Genomic DNA, 16924 nt, shown 5'->3' with positions numbered 1-16924 from the left:
CAAAATCCAGGATAGCAGCTTTTATATTTAATATATATCACGATTCCAAAAACGTTGTTTGGCAATTGCTTGAATAAAATTCTTTTCAAATTCCTCATTATCCGAAGCAAAAACAATTCCCGGTCCTCCTTTTGCATCGGATGCTTCAAAGTATTCGTTCCCTCCCGTCGCGATTCCAATAGGCTTGTAATGTTTAAATGCTTCATTGATATAGTACTCAATATCGCTTTGAAACTTCGCATCGTTTTCAGCTTTTCCACCAACGACGTAAAGCGCGTCGTATAAGACAGGATCCGTCGTCAGGAATGTTTGCGTTACTTTCCCTTTTACATTGTCCTTGCTTCGGACAATCCCCAACTTTTCTCCAATCAAATCGACATGCACGCCCGAGTTCAACAAAGCTGTAACGACCGTTCTCACTTCAGCCGCATCAAAGCCATTTCCGATTAACACACCGACCCTTAACGTATACGGATAAAATTTCGTGTTTGCTTGACTGAGCGCGGGTGATGTTTCACTAACTTTTGATTGTTCTCCTTTTGGAAGATTCACGCCAACATGATCTGCAATTGTGGCGGCCAGTTCCTTATCGACATGAACGAACATATCGACAACTTGTTGCTTGACGCTCTTACTTTTCACTTTCCCGACTTCAAATATAAACGCATTCATAATATGCTGTTTCTCTGGAGGAGACATGCTATTCCAAAATAATCGTGCTTGGGAAAAGTGATCCTTAAACGAATCGCTTCGCGCCTGAATGACTCTCCCTTCAACTTTTTCTTGATAATGGACGAAACCGCCTTCCTCCGCAGTTGAAGTTGCAGGTGTATTGTTTGCAAGCGAATTTTTATGATACGCTACCTTCCCCACATTAATCGTCATTCGATGATAGCCATCACGCTGATTATTGTGGACAGGCGAAACAGGACGGTTGATCGGGATTTCTGTAAAATTCGGGCCGCCTAGACGAATCAATTGGGTATCAATATAAGAAAATAATCTTCCTTGGAGAAGCGGATCGTTCGTAAAATCGATTCCCGGAACTATATTCCCCGGATGAAATGCGACTTGCTCCGTTTCCGCAAAGAAATTATCAACGTTTTTATTCAATTGTAACTTGCCGATTATTTTTACAGGCACAATCTCTTCCGGCCAAATTTTCGTGGCATCTAGAATGTCGAAATCAAACATGAACTCATCCGACTCTTCAATAATTTGAACACCTAACAAGAACTCCGGATAGTTCCCATTTTCGATGGATTCCCATAAATCGATCCGGTGAAAATCCGGGTTTTTGCCTGCTATTTTCTGCGCTTCATCCCATACAAGCGAATGGATGCCCAATACCGGTTTCCAATGGAACTTCACAAAATGCGCTTTTCCTTCGTCATTGACAAATCTGAATGTATGGACACCGAAGCCTTCCATCATCCGAAAGCTTCTTGGTATGGCACGATCAGACATTAACCACATAATCATGGCAGCGGATTCTTGGTTGTTGGCAACGAAATCCCAAAATGTATCATGTGCTGAAGAAGCTTGCGGTATTTCATTATCGGGTTCGGGTTTTATTGCGTGGACCACATCCGGAAATTTCATAGCATCTTGTATGAAAAATATCGGAATGTTATTTCCGACGAGGTCGTATATTCCTTCTTCCGTATAAAACTTAGTGGCAAATCCGCGTACATCTCTTACCGTATCTGCAGATCCACGACTGCCGACAACTGTCGAAAATCTAGTGAAGGTAGGGGTTTTGGTTCCAGGTACTTGAAGAAATTTCGCTTTCGTATATTCTTTCATCGATTCATACAGTTCAAATTCCCCGTGAGCGGCAAATCCTCTTGCATGTACAACTCTTTCTGGAATTCTCTCATGATCAAAATGGGTCATCTTTTCTCGGAAATGAAAATCCTCTATAAGTGTCGGACCACGAACGCCGGCCTTTAACGAGTTTTCATCTTCTGATACTTTCAGCCCCTGATTGGTCGTCATTCGTTTTCCTTTGTCCACCACCCGAAATTGCTCCAATTGCCTGTCTTTCTTATTTTCAATATCGGTTTTCTTGTGATCTGTCACAAAATCCCCTTTCATATTCACAATCTCTTCTACTATATGTATGCCTCGCAGAAACTTCTCATTATGTTCTTTCAAACACAAAACAATGTTTAATTTCACTAGAAAGAAATTATTACAAATATTACATTTACTAGTGACAAACACTTAAATGTATATATTCTAGTAGCCATGGTTACTACTATTCGTAGAGAAATAACATCTCTCCATCGCCAAGAGGTGCTTTTGGGAAATGAAAATGTGCACATGTGAACTATCGATTAGTTGATATGTCACTATTTTTAAAACGAGGAGGAAGTTTATTAGTATGAAAAAATACATTATAGTGTTTGCGATTATTTCAGCCTTGGCTATAAGCTTTGTCAGTGAACAAGTATCTGCACTGCCCCTGCCAATATCCGAGTTTGATTCTGATTTGGTGTTTCAACCCGACCCTGAACCTTCATCAATCATATATAAAGTGCAACCTGGAGATACATTATGGGCGATAGCAGAGAAAAAAGATGTGAGCGTGAAAGATTTAATTGTTTGGAACGAGCTAAATAGCAGTCTAATCCATCCGGATCAGAAGATTATGATTAAGACAGAAGAAGTTAAAGAGGTTAAGGCGAAAGAGAGTAAGGCGAAAAAAGAGGTTAAAAAGTATATTGTTAAAAAAGGAGATACACTCTCTAAGATTGCTAAAGATCATGATATTTCATTGAATGATTTAATTGCATGGAATCAGATTACGAGTTACTTAATCTATCCAAATGATCAATTAACAGTCAGCGGAGAAAAAAGTTCAATCGCAGTGGCGAATATTGAATTGCATCCGACCAGGATAAAATCCCAACCACCACCGCCAACCGCAAAGGCAGAGACAAAAGCACCGACAGCAACAGTTGCAAAAGCGCCACCAACGAGTACGAGTGGGCGAGAGATGACAATGACTGCAACGGCGTATACTGCATATTGCGAAGGATGCTCGGGAATCACCTATACCGGAATCGACTTGCGATCCAATCCGAACCAAAAAGTAATCGCAGTAGACCCGAGAGTGATTCCACTTGGATCACGCGTCTGGGTTGAAGGATACGGCGAAGCCATCGCAGGCGATATTGGCGGCGCCATCAAAGGAAACATCATCGACGTTTTCATACAACACAAGGCAGATGCGCTCAACTGGGGACGGCGAACAGTTAAGATCAAAATTTTAGACTAAACGACAAAAGCAACTATCTTCTATAGGGATAGTTGCTTTTTTTATGTTTATACAGTACCGCAAAACCGTTACGGGAATAACCGTATGCGTTACAGGAGCAAACCCATGCGATACGGGAATAAAATCGGGCGCGAAAACGTTACGGGAAAAAACTATCGCGTTACGATAATAACCGTGTGCGTTACGGGAGCAAACCCGTGCGATACGGGAATAAAATCGGGCGCGAAAACGTTACGGGAATAAACTATCGCGTTACGGGAATAACCGCATGCGTTACGGGAGCAAACCCATGCGATACGGGAATAAAATCGGGCGCGAAAACGTTACGGGATAAACTATCGCGTTACGGGAATAACCGCGTGCGTTACGGGAATAACCGCGTGCGTTACGGGAGCAAACCTATGTGATACGGGAATAAAATCGGGCGCGAAAACGTTACGAGCACAACCGGCTGCGTAACGAGAGCACCCCACGCGATACGAGAATAAATTGCGACGCAACAACATTCCCGTTAACAGCGTTACTCACATCTCAATTATAATCGGCAAAATCATTGGCCTTCTCTTGGTCCGGGCATATAAAAACTTGTCGACCTCTTTTTTGATACTTTGCCTGATAATATTTTGTCGATTTCCATTTGCTTTTTCTAATGTAGCCACTGTTTTAATGACTAAATCGTTTATTTCACTCATCAGTTCTTCGGCGTCACGGCTATAAACGAAACCACGGGAGATCGTGTCGGGATCAGCGATGAGTTGGCCATCCGATTTACCTACTTTCAAGACAATCACAAGCATGCCCTCTTCAGAAAGAAGTTTTCGGTCACGCAATACCATGTTACCCACATCGCCGATGCCCAGACCGTCGACAAAAATATGCCCCGCTTGTATACTTCGCGTTTGACGGGCCACTTTATCAGTGAGATCAACAACATCTCCATTATTAATAACGAAGATGTTTTCGCTTTCCACGCCAACTGATTCGGCTAATAATTTGTGATGGTGGAGCATTCTGTACTCCCCATGAACCGGGATGAAATATTTCGGTTTCATTAATGTCAACATCAGTTTTAACTCTTCTTGACAAGCATGACCTGAAACGTGCATACCCGTTTCACTGCCCGAACCATAAATCACATTTGCCCCGAGGAGATATAGATTATCAATAATGCGAGAAACACTTTTTTCGTTTCCTGGTATGGGGGAAGATGCAAAAATTACTGTATCATCATGCAAAACTTCTACTTGTCGGAAATTGGAACTCGATAGCCGTGACAATGCCGCCATTGGTTCCCCCTGACTTCCTGTACAAAGAATCGCGACGCGTTCGGGATCCATGCGATTTATTTCATGTTTCTCTATGAGCATGCCTTCTGGGACCGTTAAATAACCAAGCTCTGAAGCAACTTTCACCACGTTCACCATACTGCGGCCGAGCAATGCCAGCTTTCGGTTCGTCTTTTCCGCCGCGTCGACGATTTGTTGCACCCGACTCACATTCGACGCAAAAGTCGAAATGAATATTTTTCTTCGCGCCTTTTGAAAAGCATCTACAATATGCTCGCCAATCAACTGTTCAGAAGGATTAAAACCTGGACGCTCAGCATTCGTGCTTTCTGACAATAATAGCAAAACACCTTTACGACCGATTTCAGCCATTTTATGAATATCGGCATTATCATCATTTACAGGTGTAAAATCGAATTTGAAATCGCCTGTATGCACAATAGCTCCCTGAGGCGTTTGAAACACGATGCCCAAACAATCAGGTATGCTATGGTGTGTTTTAAAAAATTCTACCTGCATCGTTCCAAAATCCAATTTTGAATCGCCAGTTACCATCTGCAACTCAGTATTTCTTAACAACCCATGTTCTTTTAATCTAAGTTCGATTAACCCTAACGTTAAACGAGAAGCATAAATCGGCATATTGATTTGTTTCAAAAGATACGGAATTCCTCCGATATGATCCTCATGGCCGTGCGTAACAATGATTGCACGAATTTTTTCTTGGTTTTCTTTCAAATAGGAAATATCTTGGATGATCAAATCGATTCCCATCAAACTTTCATCAGGAAACTTAGAGCCGCAGTCAATCACAAGTATGTCGTCTTCATATTGGATGACATACATATTTTTCCCGATTTCATTAATACCGCCTAAAGCGAATATTGACAACGTATTTTCATTCGTCTTCAAGAATAAAATCCTCCTACCTTACATGAATACATAAAGTATGCCCTTGAAGAAGTGAATTATGATAATAAAAAAGCCTGCCAAAGATAAATGGCAAGCTTCGCTTTGAATGATTAGATTGTCACATAACGCCTGATTGGTTTTGGAACAGGAACATTCTTTTCTTTCAATTGAATTCGATTGTTAAAAAAGTCTATGGCAACTTGATTGAACTCTTCATGTTTTTCGATGTTGCAAACATGGCCGCACTTATCAATAACATGTACAGTAGCCGCTTTGTCTTTTACTGTGTCTTCTTTCACTGGCCCTATGAACATATAATCTTGGCTTCCCATGATATAAATCTTAGGAATTACATTCTTTTCAGTATCAACTAGCGGATAAATATCCGGAACAGTTGCCGCAAACTTGTACCATCGGATAAACTCTTTACGTCTAAGCTTTTTTGCTTCTCGAATGAACAAATTTCTCGAAAGTTGATGATGTTTTTTCGGCATGAGAATCCATGCAAATAGCTTATAGAGCCACATATACGGCACAAGACCTTTAATCATATCGCCCGTTTTCAAGAGCATTTTCGCAAACTTCGTAAATCGGATAATCGCGCCGCCCAAAACCATGCTTTTTATCCGTTCAGGAGCGTGGATGTGCAAACTGTGCAAAACGACTGAACCTAAACTTATTCCCGCAAAATGAGCCTTGTTAATCAATAAAAAATCCAAAACATCAACAACATCTTCAGCAAGTCCCTCAGATGTATACTTAAGCAACTCCGGTTTATAATCAACAGAACCGCCATGTCCTTTTAAGTCTATAAATAGTAGATTAAATTGCTTTTTAAAATCCTTCACTTGTTTGTACCAAATATTTGAATTGCCGCCGAGTCCGTGGAGAAATACAACCCACTCATGCGACGGGCTTAAAATATGAGTTTTATAATGTAGCAATTAAGCACTGCTCCGTTCTATAAAATACGTTTGTAGTAATCTTCTTGGATGATACATTAGAGAACGGAATCTTGCTTTCCGTTTGCCTATGAAAATCGTTAATTCTCCAACTAACACACAAATTATTATATATACAATAATATTATAGCATGGACCGAAAATAATTCCACACTAATAATGGTATACTATTAATTATAATGTCAAGTGAAAGAAGGGGTTTTATTGAAGAAAATCAAATTAGGTACTAGCGAGCTGAATGTCTCTGCTATTTCTCTCGGTTGCATGCGACTGGGAAAACTATCGAAAAACGAAGCGGCAAATGTCATACATAATGCATTGGAAGTTGGCATTGACTTCTTTGATCATGCTGATATATATGCTGGCGGTAAATCGGAAGAGATTTTTGCGGATGCTGTTGATATGAATCCTGCAATTCGTGAAAAAATGTTCATACAGACAAAGGCCGGGATTCGTAAAGGTTTTTATGATTTCTCCAAAGAACATATTTTGACGGCTGTAGATGGAAGTCTTAAGCGACTAAAAACCGATTACATCGACGTTCTTTTACTGCATCGTCCAGACGCTCTTTTTGAACCTGAAGAAGTCGCAGAAGCTTTTACCCAATTAAAAGAGAGTGGAAAAGTACGCCATTTTGGCGTTAGCAATCAAAACCCGTACCAAATCGAACTATTAAAAAAGTATGTCGAACAAGATTTAATTGCCAATCAATTACAATTAAGCATTATGCATACCTGCATGATTGACGCGGGTTTGCAAGTCAATACCTTGCATGAAACTGCGGTAAACCGTGATGGAAGCATACTAGATTACAGTCGCTTGAACGACATGACCATTCAAGCTTGGTCTCCATTCCAAAGCGGTCTATCTAAAGGAGTTTTTATAGATAATGAACAATTCCCAGAGCTGAATGCAAAACTTCAAGAAATTAGCGAGAAATATGAAGTTACCAAGTCAGCAATCGCTACCTCGTGGATTTTGCGTCATCCGGCTAAAATTCAACCTGTTGTGGGGACGATGAATCCAGAAAGGCTAACAAATATCGCGAAAGCGTCTGAAATTGTTTTGACGCGTGAAGAATGGTATGAAATTTACCGGTCGGCGGGAAATGAACTGCCTTAACTAAAATAGGAACTCAACTTGTCCCCCCTAGTTGAGTTCTATTTTTTTAAAACTTATCCATCCTGTGATATTCGGCGATTTGAGTCACGCGAACACCCTTCGTATTCAATTCGTGATAAATCCCTCTACTGTCAGTGAATGAAATGTATTGATCACGTTCACTTTGAATGAGTTTCTCCGCTGTTTCTCGGGATTCCGTGTGAATAAATCTTCTTATATAATGCTCCTCGTCAAAAAAATACGTCACTTTGAATTCCATCATAGCATTTTTCTCCTCTATAAAAGTATATTTCACTGTAGTATAGCCCTAAACGCAAACATCCACCAACCAGAAAAACAGGTTGGTGGACGTGTACTTATTTTCACTTATCTTTCGGTTCGTCACTGCCGCGGTATCGGTTATATGGTAATAGGTTCCAACTTCGATATTCGATATCTTCCGAGCGAAGAACTTTTGGCATATCGGCAAGAATCTTTTTCGCAACTTCTAACTCGCGTTCCGCTTCTTCCTTATCTTGGTACATAAATTCGTCAGAAGCGACAACAGGCGCTTGGACGATTTTTTCTTCCAAGTCTTGGATGACCATCTGCTGTTGAGACCGTACAGCGTCCCGAGCATCCGCCACCCATTCCGGTTGAAGATTCCGGTTTGTATCTCCTACATTAGTAAACTCTTCGAAAACTTCGCGGTAAATACGATCAGCGTTAGAGCGTACATCTAAATTCACATTTTCTAAATCGAGATTCGTCAGTTCCTCCACGGTTAACGGAGTAGCACGCTTTCGCCCACCGAGTCTGACTCTATCCAAATAGAATGGGAACATACTTTTAATCGTTTTTCCTACAGGTGAAATGGAGACATCGTTCTCGTCAAGCCCTTTCGGTTGTACCCCTTGTATCGCAATACGAGCTGATTCAGGACGGACAATTTCTTTCGGCGGCATGATTCCGTGACGAAGCATCTCGCGAATCCCCGTTCCAGAAATATTGATGCGGTATTGTTCGTCATGCGGACAAGACTGTCCCGTTGCCGGACTATCACAGCGCGTACAATAAAAAACCTCATGGAAAAGTCGAACGTCGATACCCAACTCTTTCGGATCAAACTCGTTAAAAATAGTATGACTCGCATACTTATCATAATATTCACCAATCCCCGCATGATCCCGACCAATTAATGCATGCGTACAACCATAATTCTTCATGATCAATGCATGTAAAACTGTCTCGCGCGGACCTGCGAAAATATAAGTCACTCTAAGTGGTGCTAGTATCGAGCGTCCTTTTGGATAATACGTATCTAACACACTTCGATACGACAACATTCGGAATTCATGCCGCGTATACTCACGTTTCGCCATCTCAACCAATGGTTGCAATAATAATCCATCGATTTCCTCAAGCGCATTTTTGTGAATATATTCGTGGCCCCTATGTAACGGATTGGCGCCGGTAATAAATCCAGCAGCGGAACGGAATTTCTTCTCTTCGTAAAACTCATGCCAAGTATCCTTTGGTTCCAAACGAAGTTTTTCGAATGGTCCCCAGTCCACACGGCGCAATAATTTAATCGGCCCCCCTAATGCCGTATCACCCATTCGCCTAAAAATCGCGTCGACTCCCGGATGATCTCGATCTGTCGTGCCAAAAAGATGAGAAGCGCGATATTCTTTATCATAATCAAAAATATCTTCTATCGTCATAATTGCAACTGGCTCATGGCTTTCATCACAAAGCGCTACTTCATCGCCAATCGATAGTGTCTTCACCACTTCTTTGTTCCGATTGCCGATTGGAGCAAAACTTAAAGGCACAGGCCATACCAATCCATTTGACAAGCGGCCCACAGTAAGAACAGATTTATAGTCCACTTCATTCATGAAACCTTCATTTGGCGATAGTACGCCTGTCGCAATCATTTCAAGCGTAATAACTGCCTCTAAATCAACCATAATCGTCGGTAAAGTTTTAGCACGGATAACTGCTTCTTCAAGCTCGCTTCCAGTCAGGACCCTGTCAACCAATTCCCCGCCATGCGGTTGCTGCGGATAGTCCTCAAACCTATTTTTTACTGTCAAAGTTGTCATGCTCTCACTCATTGTTTCCATTCCTCCCCATTCATATTGCCCAAGTCTATTAAATTAAGAAATGGCAATTTGTAAATTCCTTATAAACTTCCCTTATCGCATCAACTAAATTACCCCTTTCATTTAGAAATAAATGCGTAGAAGTTTATAATCTTATTCTGAATCTTACCACATGTTTGTTTATAAAAAAAGCAAAATCTTATGTTAATTATAATATTCGTGTAATTATATGCGGAAGTATATGGGTTAATATGTTATATTTTAATCAATGAAAGGTTGTCACATTTATATTATGATGTCGCTTTGCCGAAAAGATACGAAAGTGAACTATCAAAAAAGGAGTGGGTACATTGATCAGTAAAGTTGGTCAAATCATGTTATATGTCAATAACCAAGAGGAAGCTGTAAGGTTTTGGACAGAAGTTGTTGGTTTTAATGTGAAATCCGAAGAAGATAATGGACAAGGTATGAAATGGTATGAAATTGCCCCGTCAAAAGAGGCAGAAACAACATTAGTCCTTCACAATAAGGAGTTAATTGCGAAGATGCAACCTGAATTAAACCTTGGAACACCGTCTTTAATGTTCTTCACGGAAAATCTTGAGGAATTCCATGCCCACTTAACAAATCAAAACATCACAGTCGGAGAAATTGTGAGCTTGCCTTCGGGTCGAGTATTTAATTTCGCCGATTATGAGGAAAATTATTTTGCTGTTATGGAGAAAGACGAATAAATTAAAAATCCCCCTTCTAACCAAAATGTTGTTAGAAGGGGGTCTCTATATAATTATCGCCTAAATACGATTATTCTTCATATTCTTTTTTAAAATCAATCGTGCTTCTTACAGTATCAATAGGTCTCACCAAATTCTCGATTTGCTCTCTTTTCGGCTCCAAGAATGGCGGTAGTGAAAGGATTTCACCGAGGGTTTCGTATGGCTCGTCCCCCATAAAACCAGGACCATCTGTTGCAAATTCAAATAAGATTTGCGGCGCAACGCGTGCATAGAGCGACCCGAAAAAGAAACGATCTACAAAACCAGAAGTTTGGAAACCGAAGCTTTCAAGTCTGTTTGTCCATTCATCTAGCACAGCACGGTCTTCTACACGGAATGCCGCATGGTGAACAGTGCCGTAACCTTGTCGAGCAATCGGCAACACCGTATTATGTTCGACAATTATTCGAGCGCCATTTCCACCCTTTCCGCCTTCGAATAAATGATAAGAACCTTCTTGTGCAATTTCCTTAAAGACCATCACTTTTTCCAATACTTCTTTGAAATAATCAAATTCAGCAATGCGGACAAAAATAGGTCCTAAACCAGTAATCGCAAACTCGAGAGGGATCGGTCCTTTTTGCCAAGGCGTTCCTGATTCTACACCTTCGTTAAACTCATCCGAAATCAATTGATAATGCTGATCATCAAAATCAACAAAGGATAATGTCTTTTTGCCAAACTGTTCTTTAATACCCGTGTGCTTTACTTCCAAACGATTAAAACGTTTCTCCCAATAATCAAGCGCGGCATCTGTCGGAACTCGGAATGATGTTTTTGAAATTTCATTTGTTCCGTGAACACCTTTCGGGATATTCGGGAAATCAAAAAACGTCATATCTGTACCGGCACTGCCTTTATCATCCGCAAAAAACAAATGATATGTTTGAATGTCATCCTGGTTGACGGTTTTCTTCACTAAACGTATGCCTAGTACATACGTGAAAAATTCATAGTTTTTTTCTGCACTGCTTGTAATTGCGGTTACATGGTGAATTCCTTTTAAATGGTTCATTATGTTCGTCCTCCTAGTACTAAGTTAAATACTTTGTGCTCTATATCCAATCCTCTTTAACAATTCGATTGTCTTGTTAATTTCATCTGCCTCTAACTGCTCAAAAACTCTCTCCATCATGAGTTCATGCTTAGGAAAGATTCGATTCATTAATTCCTTCCCGCTATCGGTTAGTGCTGCATAAGTTACGCGTCGATCCTTTGGACAGGCTTTACGCATCACATAGTTCTTATTCACGAGCTTATCCACGACATAGGTGATACTGCCGCTTGTAAGAAGAACCTTTTTTCCAATCATTTGTGTTGGTTGATCACCTTTGTGATACAACAACTCTAAAACAGAGAATTCAGTTGGGTTTAATCCATAATTAGCAACATCTTTACGGATGACTTCTTGAATTGCTTGGGAGGTACGAAGTATGACAGTAACAGCTTTTAATTCATCTGTAGCAACCTTCAATGGTATCACTCCTAAACTAGTTTGAATTCAAGTATCTTTAATTCGAGGTAAATATAACACGAAATGGATTGCTTTGTCAACAGAAGCGTTTAGGGTTCTGAAAAATGCCGGAATAAAAAAAGACAAGAGTCCACCATACTCAACTTTGGTGGACTTCTTGTTCTGTGCTAATGATTATTTTTGAATTTCTAACCCTTGAAGCTTCAAATATTGATTTTCCTTAACTGTAATATAGGTGTCGGCCTGGACGTTGTCATTAGTAATGATGCTGCCTAACTGATGGCTACTATCTGCACTGACTTCTAGGTACCCCATGCCAAGATCGCTTGTCAATATAACCTTATATTCACCCGCTGAAATATCCTTTCCGACTTTATACATGCCGTCTTGATATAGGCCATCTTCTGGAATAACAGATTTCGCATCCTCAACCGGATACATTTCGCCACCTGTCATTTTAAAATATTCGCCTTCATTTAAAGTTACATATGCATGAGCATTGTTCATAAGATTATCATTAAAGATGATACTATCTAGATTTCCTGAGCTATCTTTTGCACTTTCAATATAGGTGTGCCCATTTGAAAACACCAAATACTCTCCCGCAGGTAGATCCGCTCCAACTTTATAAGTCCCTGCTTTTATTGCTGAAGTCGTAGCTACTTCTTCCTCTTCGACTCCATCATTTGCATCTGTTTCATTTTCTTTAGCTTCATCTACTTTCGTGTCATCTTTTTCTTTATCGGTTACTGGTGCAGAAGCCTCTGCCTTACTCTGACCATCTTCCTTTACCACTTCACTGTCATCCCCGCTTGATGCAACAGCAACCACAAAAATTACTGCAATTAACCATACCCACCATTTTTTATAAAACGGCTTTTTTACTTTTTCCATTTGAACTCCCCCTAATTAGATTTGCATTCACAACAAAGTGAATTGCTAAACGTTTATTTAATTCATATTGCTATTTAATAGTAGCCCAATAAAAACGATGACCTTTACGTATATACATAAAGGTCATCGTTTTTTAAAAATCCATTTAATTAATTAACTCATGGTATACTAGATTAAACATTCTGAAAGGGAGTTGATTGTAGATGAATACGCAAGTAACGACTAAACTAAAAATCCTAAAACCGGCAAATGAAGTATTTGAGGCGATTGTAGACCCTGAAAAAATGGCTAATTATTGGTTTTCATCGGGGACAGGAAGAGTAGAACAAGGAAAAACGATTACTTGGAGATATGAAGAATACAATGCAGAAGGTGTAATTCGTGTATTAGAAGTCGATGAAAATGAAAAGATCGTGTTCTCTTGGGGTGCAGAGGATCATGAAACAGTAGTTACAATTACATTGGAAGAGTTGGATAAATCGAGCACAATTATTAAAGTAATTGAAACTGGATTAAAAGAAAACGATCCAGAAATCGTGAACAAAATGCTTGGTCAAAAAGAAGGTTGGGTTTATATGTTGGTATGTTTGAAAGGGTACTTGGAAAATGGCGCAAAAAATTTAAGAGCATCATTAATTTGATAAATTGCAAAAAACACGTTTTATTCGACATTGAACGTGTTTTTAATGTCCTTATTTAACTCCTGTTGTACTTAGTACTTAACTACAACCACAATGACCAAATGGGCCAATCGGAATAGCACATGAATTGCATATTTGAATTTTTTTCTTTTCCGCCAGTCGCTGTTCATTTTCTCTCTTCTCTTGAAGTTTCTTAGAAGCTATAAATCTGTCCGCCTTATCTTTTGTAAAGAAAAAGCTTACATCATAAATCACTCGAATTGGTTCATCATGATTTTCCAATGTGACATTTAACTGTTTTTTATTTACATATTCAACAACCGTCCCCATACTCACTTTTTTATTCTTCACAACAAATACCTGATCTCCAACCCTGACATCGTGTACCCGCATGTACCTCCCCTTTCGAAAATTTTACCTTATGGTATTGATTCAAAAGCCATAACTATACTAATATAGCGTTATGTCCGTATAAGTTATCCTTGAATATATTATGAATTTCATGGAATTTTAATGCACCGACCACCTAAAATATTCAGGCTGATATTTTTTGTGTGTATCTACATCTTGGAAAGCTTTTGCAACCATAAAAACTTCCGTACTTTCCATTTTTCACGGACAAACTGCTGTTACACCTTAGACAAATAAGCTCTTGACTTATTTTCATTTCTTTTTGCAACCTGTTATCGCGATTATTTTTGATATATTGGATATGCCGTTTCTCAATTTCTCTTTTCGTCTTCTTGTCGCTAATTTGAAGACCAAAGACTGTCTTGTCAATCACTCGTAAATCTGTGTCGCTTATTTCACGAGTATTCCATTCCCTAATCACCTGTATCAATTGTGGGAATTGAATGACTCTTGCAGACTTGAATTCATCTTCAAACTTTAAGTTGATTCACTTGAAAAAGCGATTATTGAATGAATATAACCGCTCGACTCTTTACCGATGTGATTCGTTTACGCCTGTACATGCCCATAGTTCTGCCAATTAGGGTTGAACATTTTTTCTTTTCGTTTATAAATTACTTGTGTCCAGTATCTTTGATGTTCATTGCCAAAAATCCAACCTTTATAATGTTTAGGTTCGATTACAAAGACGCCAAAGGGCGAGGTAACTACATGGTCAATTTGGGTTGTTCCCCCTTTATCGTCGGGAACATAAAGGTCATGGTATATTGAATAATTTGGTCCTAACTTGCGCAGTAAATGATTTACATGGCGTTCTCTCACCGCGCCTTTTATTGTTGGGTAATTTACCCGTAGCATGATAGCGCCGATGAGTAGTAGCGGAATCTATAAATAAGAGAGCATAAAAATAAGTATGGGTGATAAAACAACACCAATGGCAATTATCCAGTTTTTCATTTCAGATTTTCACTTCTCCTCATTTCACCCCAACCGATATTGCTCCAGTGCAAGCCGTGCTGCTAAGGCAGACATATCACTATTGTTTATCCTGAAGTCAGTGCCAGCGTGAATAACTAGTTCCAGTCTTTTGCTTCTGGTATTTTTACGTACGTCACCTATCCCGGTGAATCGCACTATTAATTCCCGTTCTAATACTTGATTGATAGCCCAGAATTTATTTAAATAGCTACTATTATATGGATCCGCAGTAAATGATTCTTCAAAGACGACTGTAATCACTTTTCCGTTATTTTCCACAACTATTTCCGCGGCATTTCCATTTTCTATATTGGAAGCTATCTTTCCCATGACCAAGCGAATTTCGCCGATATCTGATTCTGTGATCCCATCTACTAATCGCTTTGATATGTTTCTTCTTCGAAAAATTAGTTCATCTTCATACAATTCACCATCAAATAAAACTAGTTGCTCTGCCTTTACCGCTTCTTTTCGCCTAGTAATCTCTCTTACCTTAGCTCTGGGTCTACTTCTTGAGTTTCTTAATTCTTCTCGTTCTTCTTCAGACAAGTTCATTTGTATATAAGCATCATTTAAAGCTTTTTGGCGTCTGTTAAAAGAGATTTCAACACTTACGATGTCCTTGACATTTCTACCCAAATTAACAGGAACTCTATCATAATAATAAGGACATTTTTCTGAGTGTTGATCATATCTCCACGTTCTAAAATGAGGGTACCTTCCACCGCTATAGCTAATTTTTGCCGGACAATTCTCTGACGGACAATATAATTTCCCTTTAAATTTATTTTGATAAACCTGAGGTGTTGTTATTTCACCAAGATGAATTTCCTTTTCAATTTCATTATTGTTCCTATAGAAAGCACTCTTTATCTTCATGGAAAACTGCCCCCTTTCTTTGATCAAAACAATGTTGATAAGAAAGCTAAATTGACTAGTTCACGGAATTATCTTTATTATCTTATTTTACCACAACATGGAAGTATTTTGGTATATAATAATTTTTCGAAAATATAAAAAGGAACTCCCGCAATTCATGGGAGTTCCTTTTATAATAACTATTAAAGTCGGTCACGGTCTGTCAATGGATCGTATTTCGTACGATGCGTATCAAGTGTGTCTTCTACATCTCTATCAATTTGATTCACAAAATCATCGCTGCGATCGATATCTGCTTCTTCACGACGAACGGTTTCATTTACTGTTTCAGTGTCTTGCACTTCGCGTTTACTAACAACGATTTCCTCGTTCACAACCGGGCGTTTTGTCACTTCCACCCTTTCTTCCATCACTGGAATGTGAATGTTTTCACCATCGTCGAAAACTTCGCCTGCAGCTGTCTCGTCGTACACCGCACGTCTTTCGATATCTACTTCCTCACGTGACACGGGCACTTCCACTGACTGCTCTTCCTCGACAACATGTTTGCCGACATTCACTTCACCCGCTTGCACACGTTCTTTATCAACATTCAATCGCTCTTCATGCAAACGAAGGCTTTCTTCATGTTCCGCATCAATATTCAGACCGGCATGGTTTAAAGGAGCAGTTGCGTCTAGAGGATCTGTTGTTAAGTTGGAACCTAGATTCGGGTCGGAATAGTTTTTCATAAATTCCGTTTGCCTGTCGTAGCTCGTTCTCCCATACTCGTTGTCGACATATAACAAGATGTTGCCATTTTTCACTTCATTATAATAACGGGATGACTCTTCTTCCGTGAATCCCAAATCGTGGAACGCGGCTCTCACCGGTTCATCACCGCTTAGAAAAGCTATGAATTTATCCAGCCAGTTCCCTTCTGGCGACCTCAGATCGACGTCCGTTTGTCCGCGAACAATCGAGAGCGAGTCTTCATCATTTGTGACAACGTAAATATCTTCTTCTGAAAATCCTTCTGCCTTCAACTCATCGATTTTATCCAAAACTTCGTGTTCTGATTGGAACGTACCTACAAATTTTTTATCTGCCATGATTATATTTCCTCCTAGAATTTTAGTAGTTTTGGAGCTTATTTAGTAAGTACCCGTGTCACAAAATATAAAACACAAAAAGACCTCCCAACATTCGGGAAGTCCCTTTATATTATTGATTCCTTCAT

The 16924-nt window shown here is 39.6% G+C and carries 18 protein-coding genes; 5 read left to right on the top strand and 13 right to left on the bottom strand.

Translation table 11 applies throughout. The features are described from left to right. Positions 1-27 precede the first annotated feature (27 nt). Positions 28-2097: a catalase gene (locus tag G8782_RS10285; RefSeq protein WP_172370875.1), complete on the bottom strand. Its 2070-nt coding sequence runs from the start codon at positions 2095-2097 to the stop codon at positions 28-30. Positions 2098-2386: 289 nt separating this feature from the next. On the opposite strand from G8782_RS10285, the gene G8782_RS10280 reads away from it, so the two are divergent. Together G8782_RS10280 and G8782_RS10275 are read left to right on the top strand one after the other, a co-directional pair. Continuing rightward, on the top strand, positions 2387-3283 hold the full coding sequence (locus tag G8782_RS10280) for a LysM peptidoglycan-binding and 3D domain-containing protein (RefSeq protein WP_172370874.1): 897 nt from the start codon (positions 2387-2389) through the stop codon (positions 3281-3283). 197 nt (positions 3284-3480) lie between these two features. Continuing rightward, positions 3481-3690 (top strand): hypothetical protein, encoded by a 210-nt coding sequence (locus G8782_RS10275; protein WP_172370873.1) that lies wholly within the window; start codon positions 3481-3483, stop codon positions 3688-3690. 117 nt (positions 3691-3807) lie between these two features. Here G8782_RS10275 and G8782_RS10270 read toward each other — a convergent pair whose 3' ends face one another. Both G8782_RS10270 and G8782_RS10265 read right to left on the bottom strand, forming a co-directional pair. Then, entirely contained in the window at positions 3808-5481 is a 1674-nt protein-coding gene (locus G8782_RS10270) for a ribonuclease J (RefSeq protein WP_172370872.1), read from the bottom strand. 110 nt (positions 5482-5591) lie between these two features. Beyond that, the gene (locus G8782_RS10265; RefSeq protein ID WP_172370871.1) at positions 5592-6425 is read right to left on the bottom strand and encodes an alpha/beta fold hydrolase; all 834 of its coding nucleotides are present in this window, start codon (positions 6423-6425) and stop codon (positions 5592-5594) included. A 222-nt stretch (positions 6426-6647) separates the two neighbouring features. Here G8782_RS10265 and G8782_RS10260 point away from each other — a divergent pair, with 222 nt between their 5' ends. Continuing rightward, positions 6648-7565, top strand: a complete 918-nt coding sequence (locus G8782_RS10260; protein ID WP_172370870.1) for an aldo/keto reductase — start codon at positions 6648-6650, stop codon at positions 7563-7565. Between the two features lie 46 nt (positions 7566-7611). On the opposite strand, the gene G8782_RS10255 is transcribed toward G8782_RS10260, so the two are convergent. Then, entirely contained in the window at positions 7612-7827 is a 216-nt protein-coding gene (locus G8782_RS10255) for a hypothetical protein (RefSeq protein ID WP_172370869.1), read from the bottom strand. Between the two features lie 100 nt (positions 7828-7927). Next, positions 7928-9664 (bottom strand): sulfate adenylyltransferase, encoded by a 1737-nt coding sequence (locus tag G8782_RS10250; RefSeq protein WP_246231632.1) that lies wholly within the window; start codon positions 9662-9664, stop codon positions 7928-7930. 338 nt (positions 9665-10002) lie between these two features. Here G8782_RS10250 and G8782_RS10245 point away from each other — a divergent pair, with 338 nt between their 5' ends. Continuing rightward, positions 10003-10386 (top strand): VOC family protein, encoded by a 384-nt coding sequence (locus G8782_RS10245; RefSeq protein ID WP_172370868.1) that lies wholly within the window; start codon positions 10003-10005, stop codon positions 10384-10386. 70 nt (positions 10387-10456) lie between these two features. Here the strand turns inward: G8782_RS10245 and G8782_RS10240 are convergent, their stop codons facing one another. The 3 genes from G8782_RS10240 to G8782_RS10230 all read right to left on the bottom strand — a co-directional run bounded on the left by G8782_RS10240 (position 10457) and on the right by G8782_RS10230 (position 12796). After that, on the bottom strand, positions 10457-11443 hold the full coding sequence (locus G8782_RS10240; protein WP_172370867.1) for a ring-cleaving dioxygenase: 987 nt from the start codon (positions 11441-11443) through the stop codon (positions 10457-10459). Between the two features lie 24 nt (positions 11444-11467). After that, on the bottom strand, positions 11468-11902 hold the full coding sequence (locus G8782_RS10235) for a MarR family winged helix-turn-helix transcriptional regulator (RefSeq protein ID WP_172370866.1): 435 nt from the start codon (positions 11900-11902) through the stop codon (positions 11468-11470). Between the two features lie 174 nt (positions 11903-12076). After that, a complete protein-coding gene (locus tag G8782_RS10230; RefSeq protein WP_172370865.1) occupies positions 12077-12796 on the bottom strand; it encodes an Rv1352/Rv1906c domain-containing protein in 720 nt (239 codons plus the stop codon). Between the two features lie 203 nt (positions 12797-12999). On the opposite strand from G8782_RS10230, the gene G8782_RS10225 reads away from it, so the two are divergent. Further along, complete coding sequence (locus tag G8782_RS10225) at positions 13000-13437, top strand: SRPBCC family protein (protein ID WP_172370864.1); 438 nt, start codon at positions 13000-13002, stop codon at positions 13435-13437. Positions 13438-13515: 78 nt separating this feature from the next. Here the strand turns inward: G8782_RS10225 and G8782_RS10220 are convergent, their stop codons facing one another. The 5 genes from G8782_RS10220 to G8782_RS10200 all read right to left on the bottom strand — a co-directional run bounded on the left by G8782_RS10220 (position 13516) and on the right by G8782_RS10200 (position 16796). Next, positions 13516-13830: a hypothetical protein gene (locus tag G8782_RS10220; RefSeq protein ID WP_172370863.1), complete on the bottom strand. Its 315-nt coding sequence runs from the start codon at positions 13828-13830 to the stop codon at positions 13516-13518. 142 nt (positions 13831-13972) lie between these two features. After that, on the bottom strand, positions 13973-14104 hold the full coding sequence (locus G8782_RS18800) for a topoisomerase DNA-binding C4 zinc finger domain-containing protein (protein WP_425505489.1): 132 nt from the start codon (positions 14102-14104) through the stop codon (positions 13973-13975). A gap of 293 nt (positions 14105-14397) precedes the next feature. Beyond that, positions 14398-14706, bottom strand: a complete 309-nt coding sequence (locus G8782_RS18795; protein ID WP_172370861.1) for a nuclease-related domain-containing protein — start codon at positions 14704-14706, stop codon at positions 14398-14400. A gap of 123 nt (positions 14707-14829) precedes the next feature. Beyond that, positions 14830-15705: a hypothetical protein gene (locus G8782_RS10205; protein ID WP_172370860.1), complete on the bottom strand. Its 876-nt coding sequence runs from the start codon at positions 15703-15705 to the stop codon at positions 14830-14832. A gap of 182 nt (positions 15706-15887) precedes the next feature. Continuing rightward, on the bottom strand, positions 15888-16796 hold the full coding sequence (locus G8782_RS10200) for a YsnF/AvaK domain-containing protein (RefSeq protein WP_172370859.1): 909 nt from the start codon (positions 16794-16796) through the stop codon (positions 15888-15890). Positions 16797-16924: the final 128 nt, after the last annotated feature.

Origin of the sequence: Sporosarcina jiandibaonis, from assembly GCF_013184495.1 — a bacterium.
Taxonomy (GTDB): Bacteria; Bacillota; Bacilli; order Bacillales_A; family Planococcaceae; genus Sporosarcina; species Sporosarcina jiandibaonis.
This window is presented reverse-complemented; position numbering and strand designations above follow the sequence as displayed.

What these genes read in the sequence shown, in the direction of transcription:
- G8782_RS18795 (WP_172370861.1), bottom strand. Translation starts at nt 14,706, where the DNA reads ATGCTACGGGTAAATTACCCAACAATAAAAGGCGCGGTGAGAGAACGC.
- G8782_RS18800 (WP_425505489.1), bottom strand. Translation starts at nt 14,104, where the DNA reads ATGAAAATAAGTCAAGAGCTTATTTGTCTAAGGTGTAACAGCAGTTTG.
- G8782_RS10240 (WP_172370867.1), bottom strand. Translation starts at nt 11,443, where the DNA reads ATGAACCATTTAAAAGGAATTCACCATGTAACCGCAATTACAAGCAGT.
- G8782_RS10285 (WP_172370875.1), bottom strand. Translation starts at nt 2,097, where the DNA reads ATGAAAGGGGATTTTGTGACAGATCACAAGAAAACCGATATTGAAAAT.
- G8782_RS10220 (WP_172370863.1), bottom strand. Translation starts at nt 13,830, where the DNA reads ATGCGGGTACACGATGTCAGGGTTGGAGATCAGGTATTTGTTGTGAAG.
- G8782_RS10200 (WP_172370859.1), bottom strand. Translation starts at nt 16,796, where the DNA reads ATGGCAGATAAAAAATTTGTAGGTACGTTCCAATCAGAACACGAAGTT.
- G8782_RS10230 (WP_172370865.1), bottom strand. Translation starts at nt 12,796, where the DNA reads ATGGAAAAAGTAAAAAAGCCGTTTTATAAAAAATGGTGGGTATGGTTA.
- G8782_RS10205 (WP_172370860.1), bottom strand. Translation starts at nt 15,705, where the DNA reads ATGAAGATAAAGAGTGCTTTCTATAGGAACAATAATGAAATTGAAAAG.
- G8782_RS10225 (WP_172370864.1), top strand. Translation starts at nt 13,000, where the DNA reads ATGAATACGCAAGTAACGACTAAACTAAAAATCCTAAAACCGGCAAAT.
- G8782_RS10255 (WP_172370869.1), bottom strand. Translation starts at nt 7,827, where the DNA reads ATGATGGAATTCAAAGTGACGTATTTTTTTGACGAGGAGCATTATATA.
- G8782_RS10250 (WP_246231632.1), bottom strand. Translation starts at nt 9,664, where the DNA reads ATGAGTGAGAGCATGACAACTTTGACAGTAAAAAATAGGTTTGAGGAC.
- G8782_RS10280 (WP_172370874.1), top strand. Translation starts at nt 2,387, where the DNA reads ATGAAAAAATACATTATAGTGTTTGCGATTATTTCAGCCTTGGCTATA.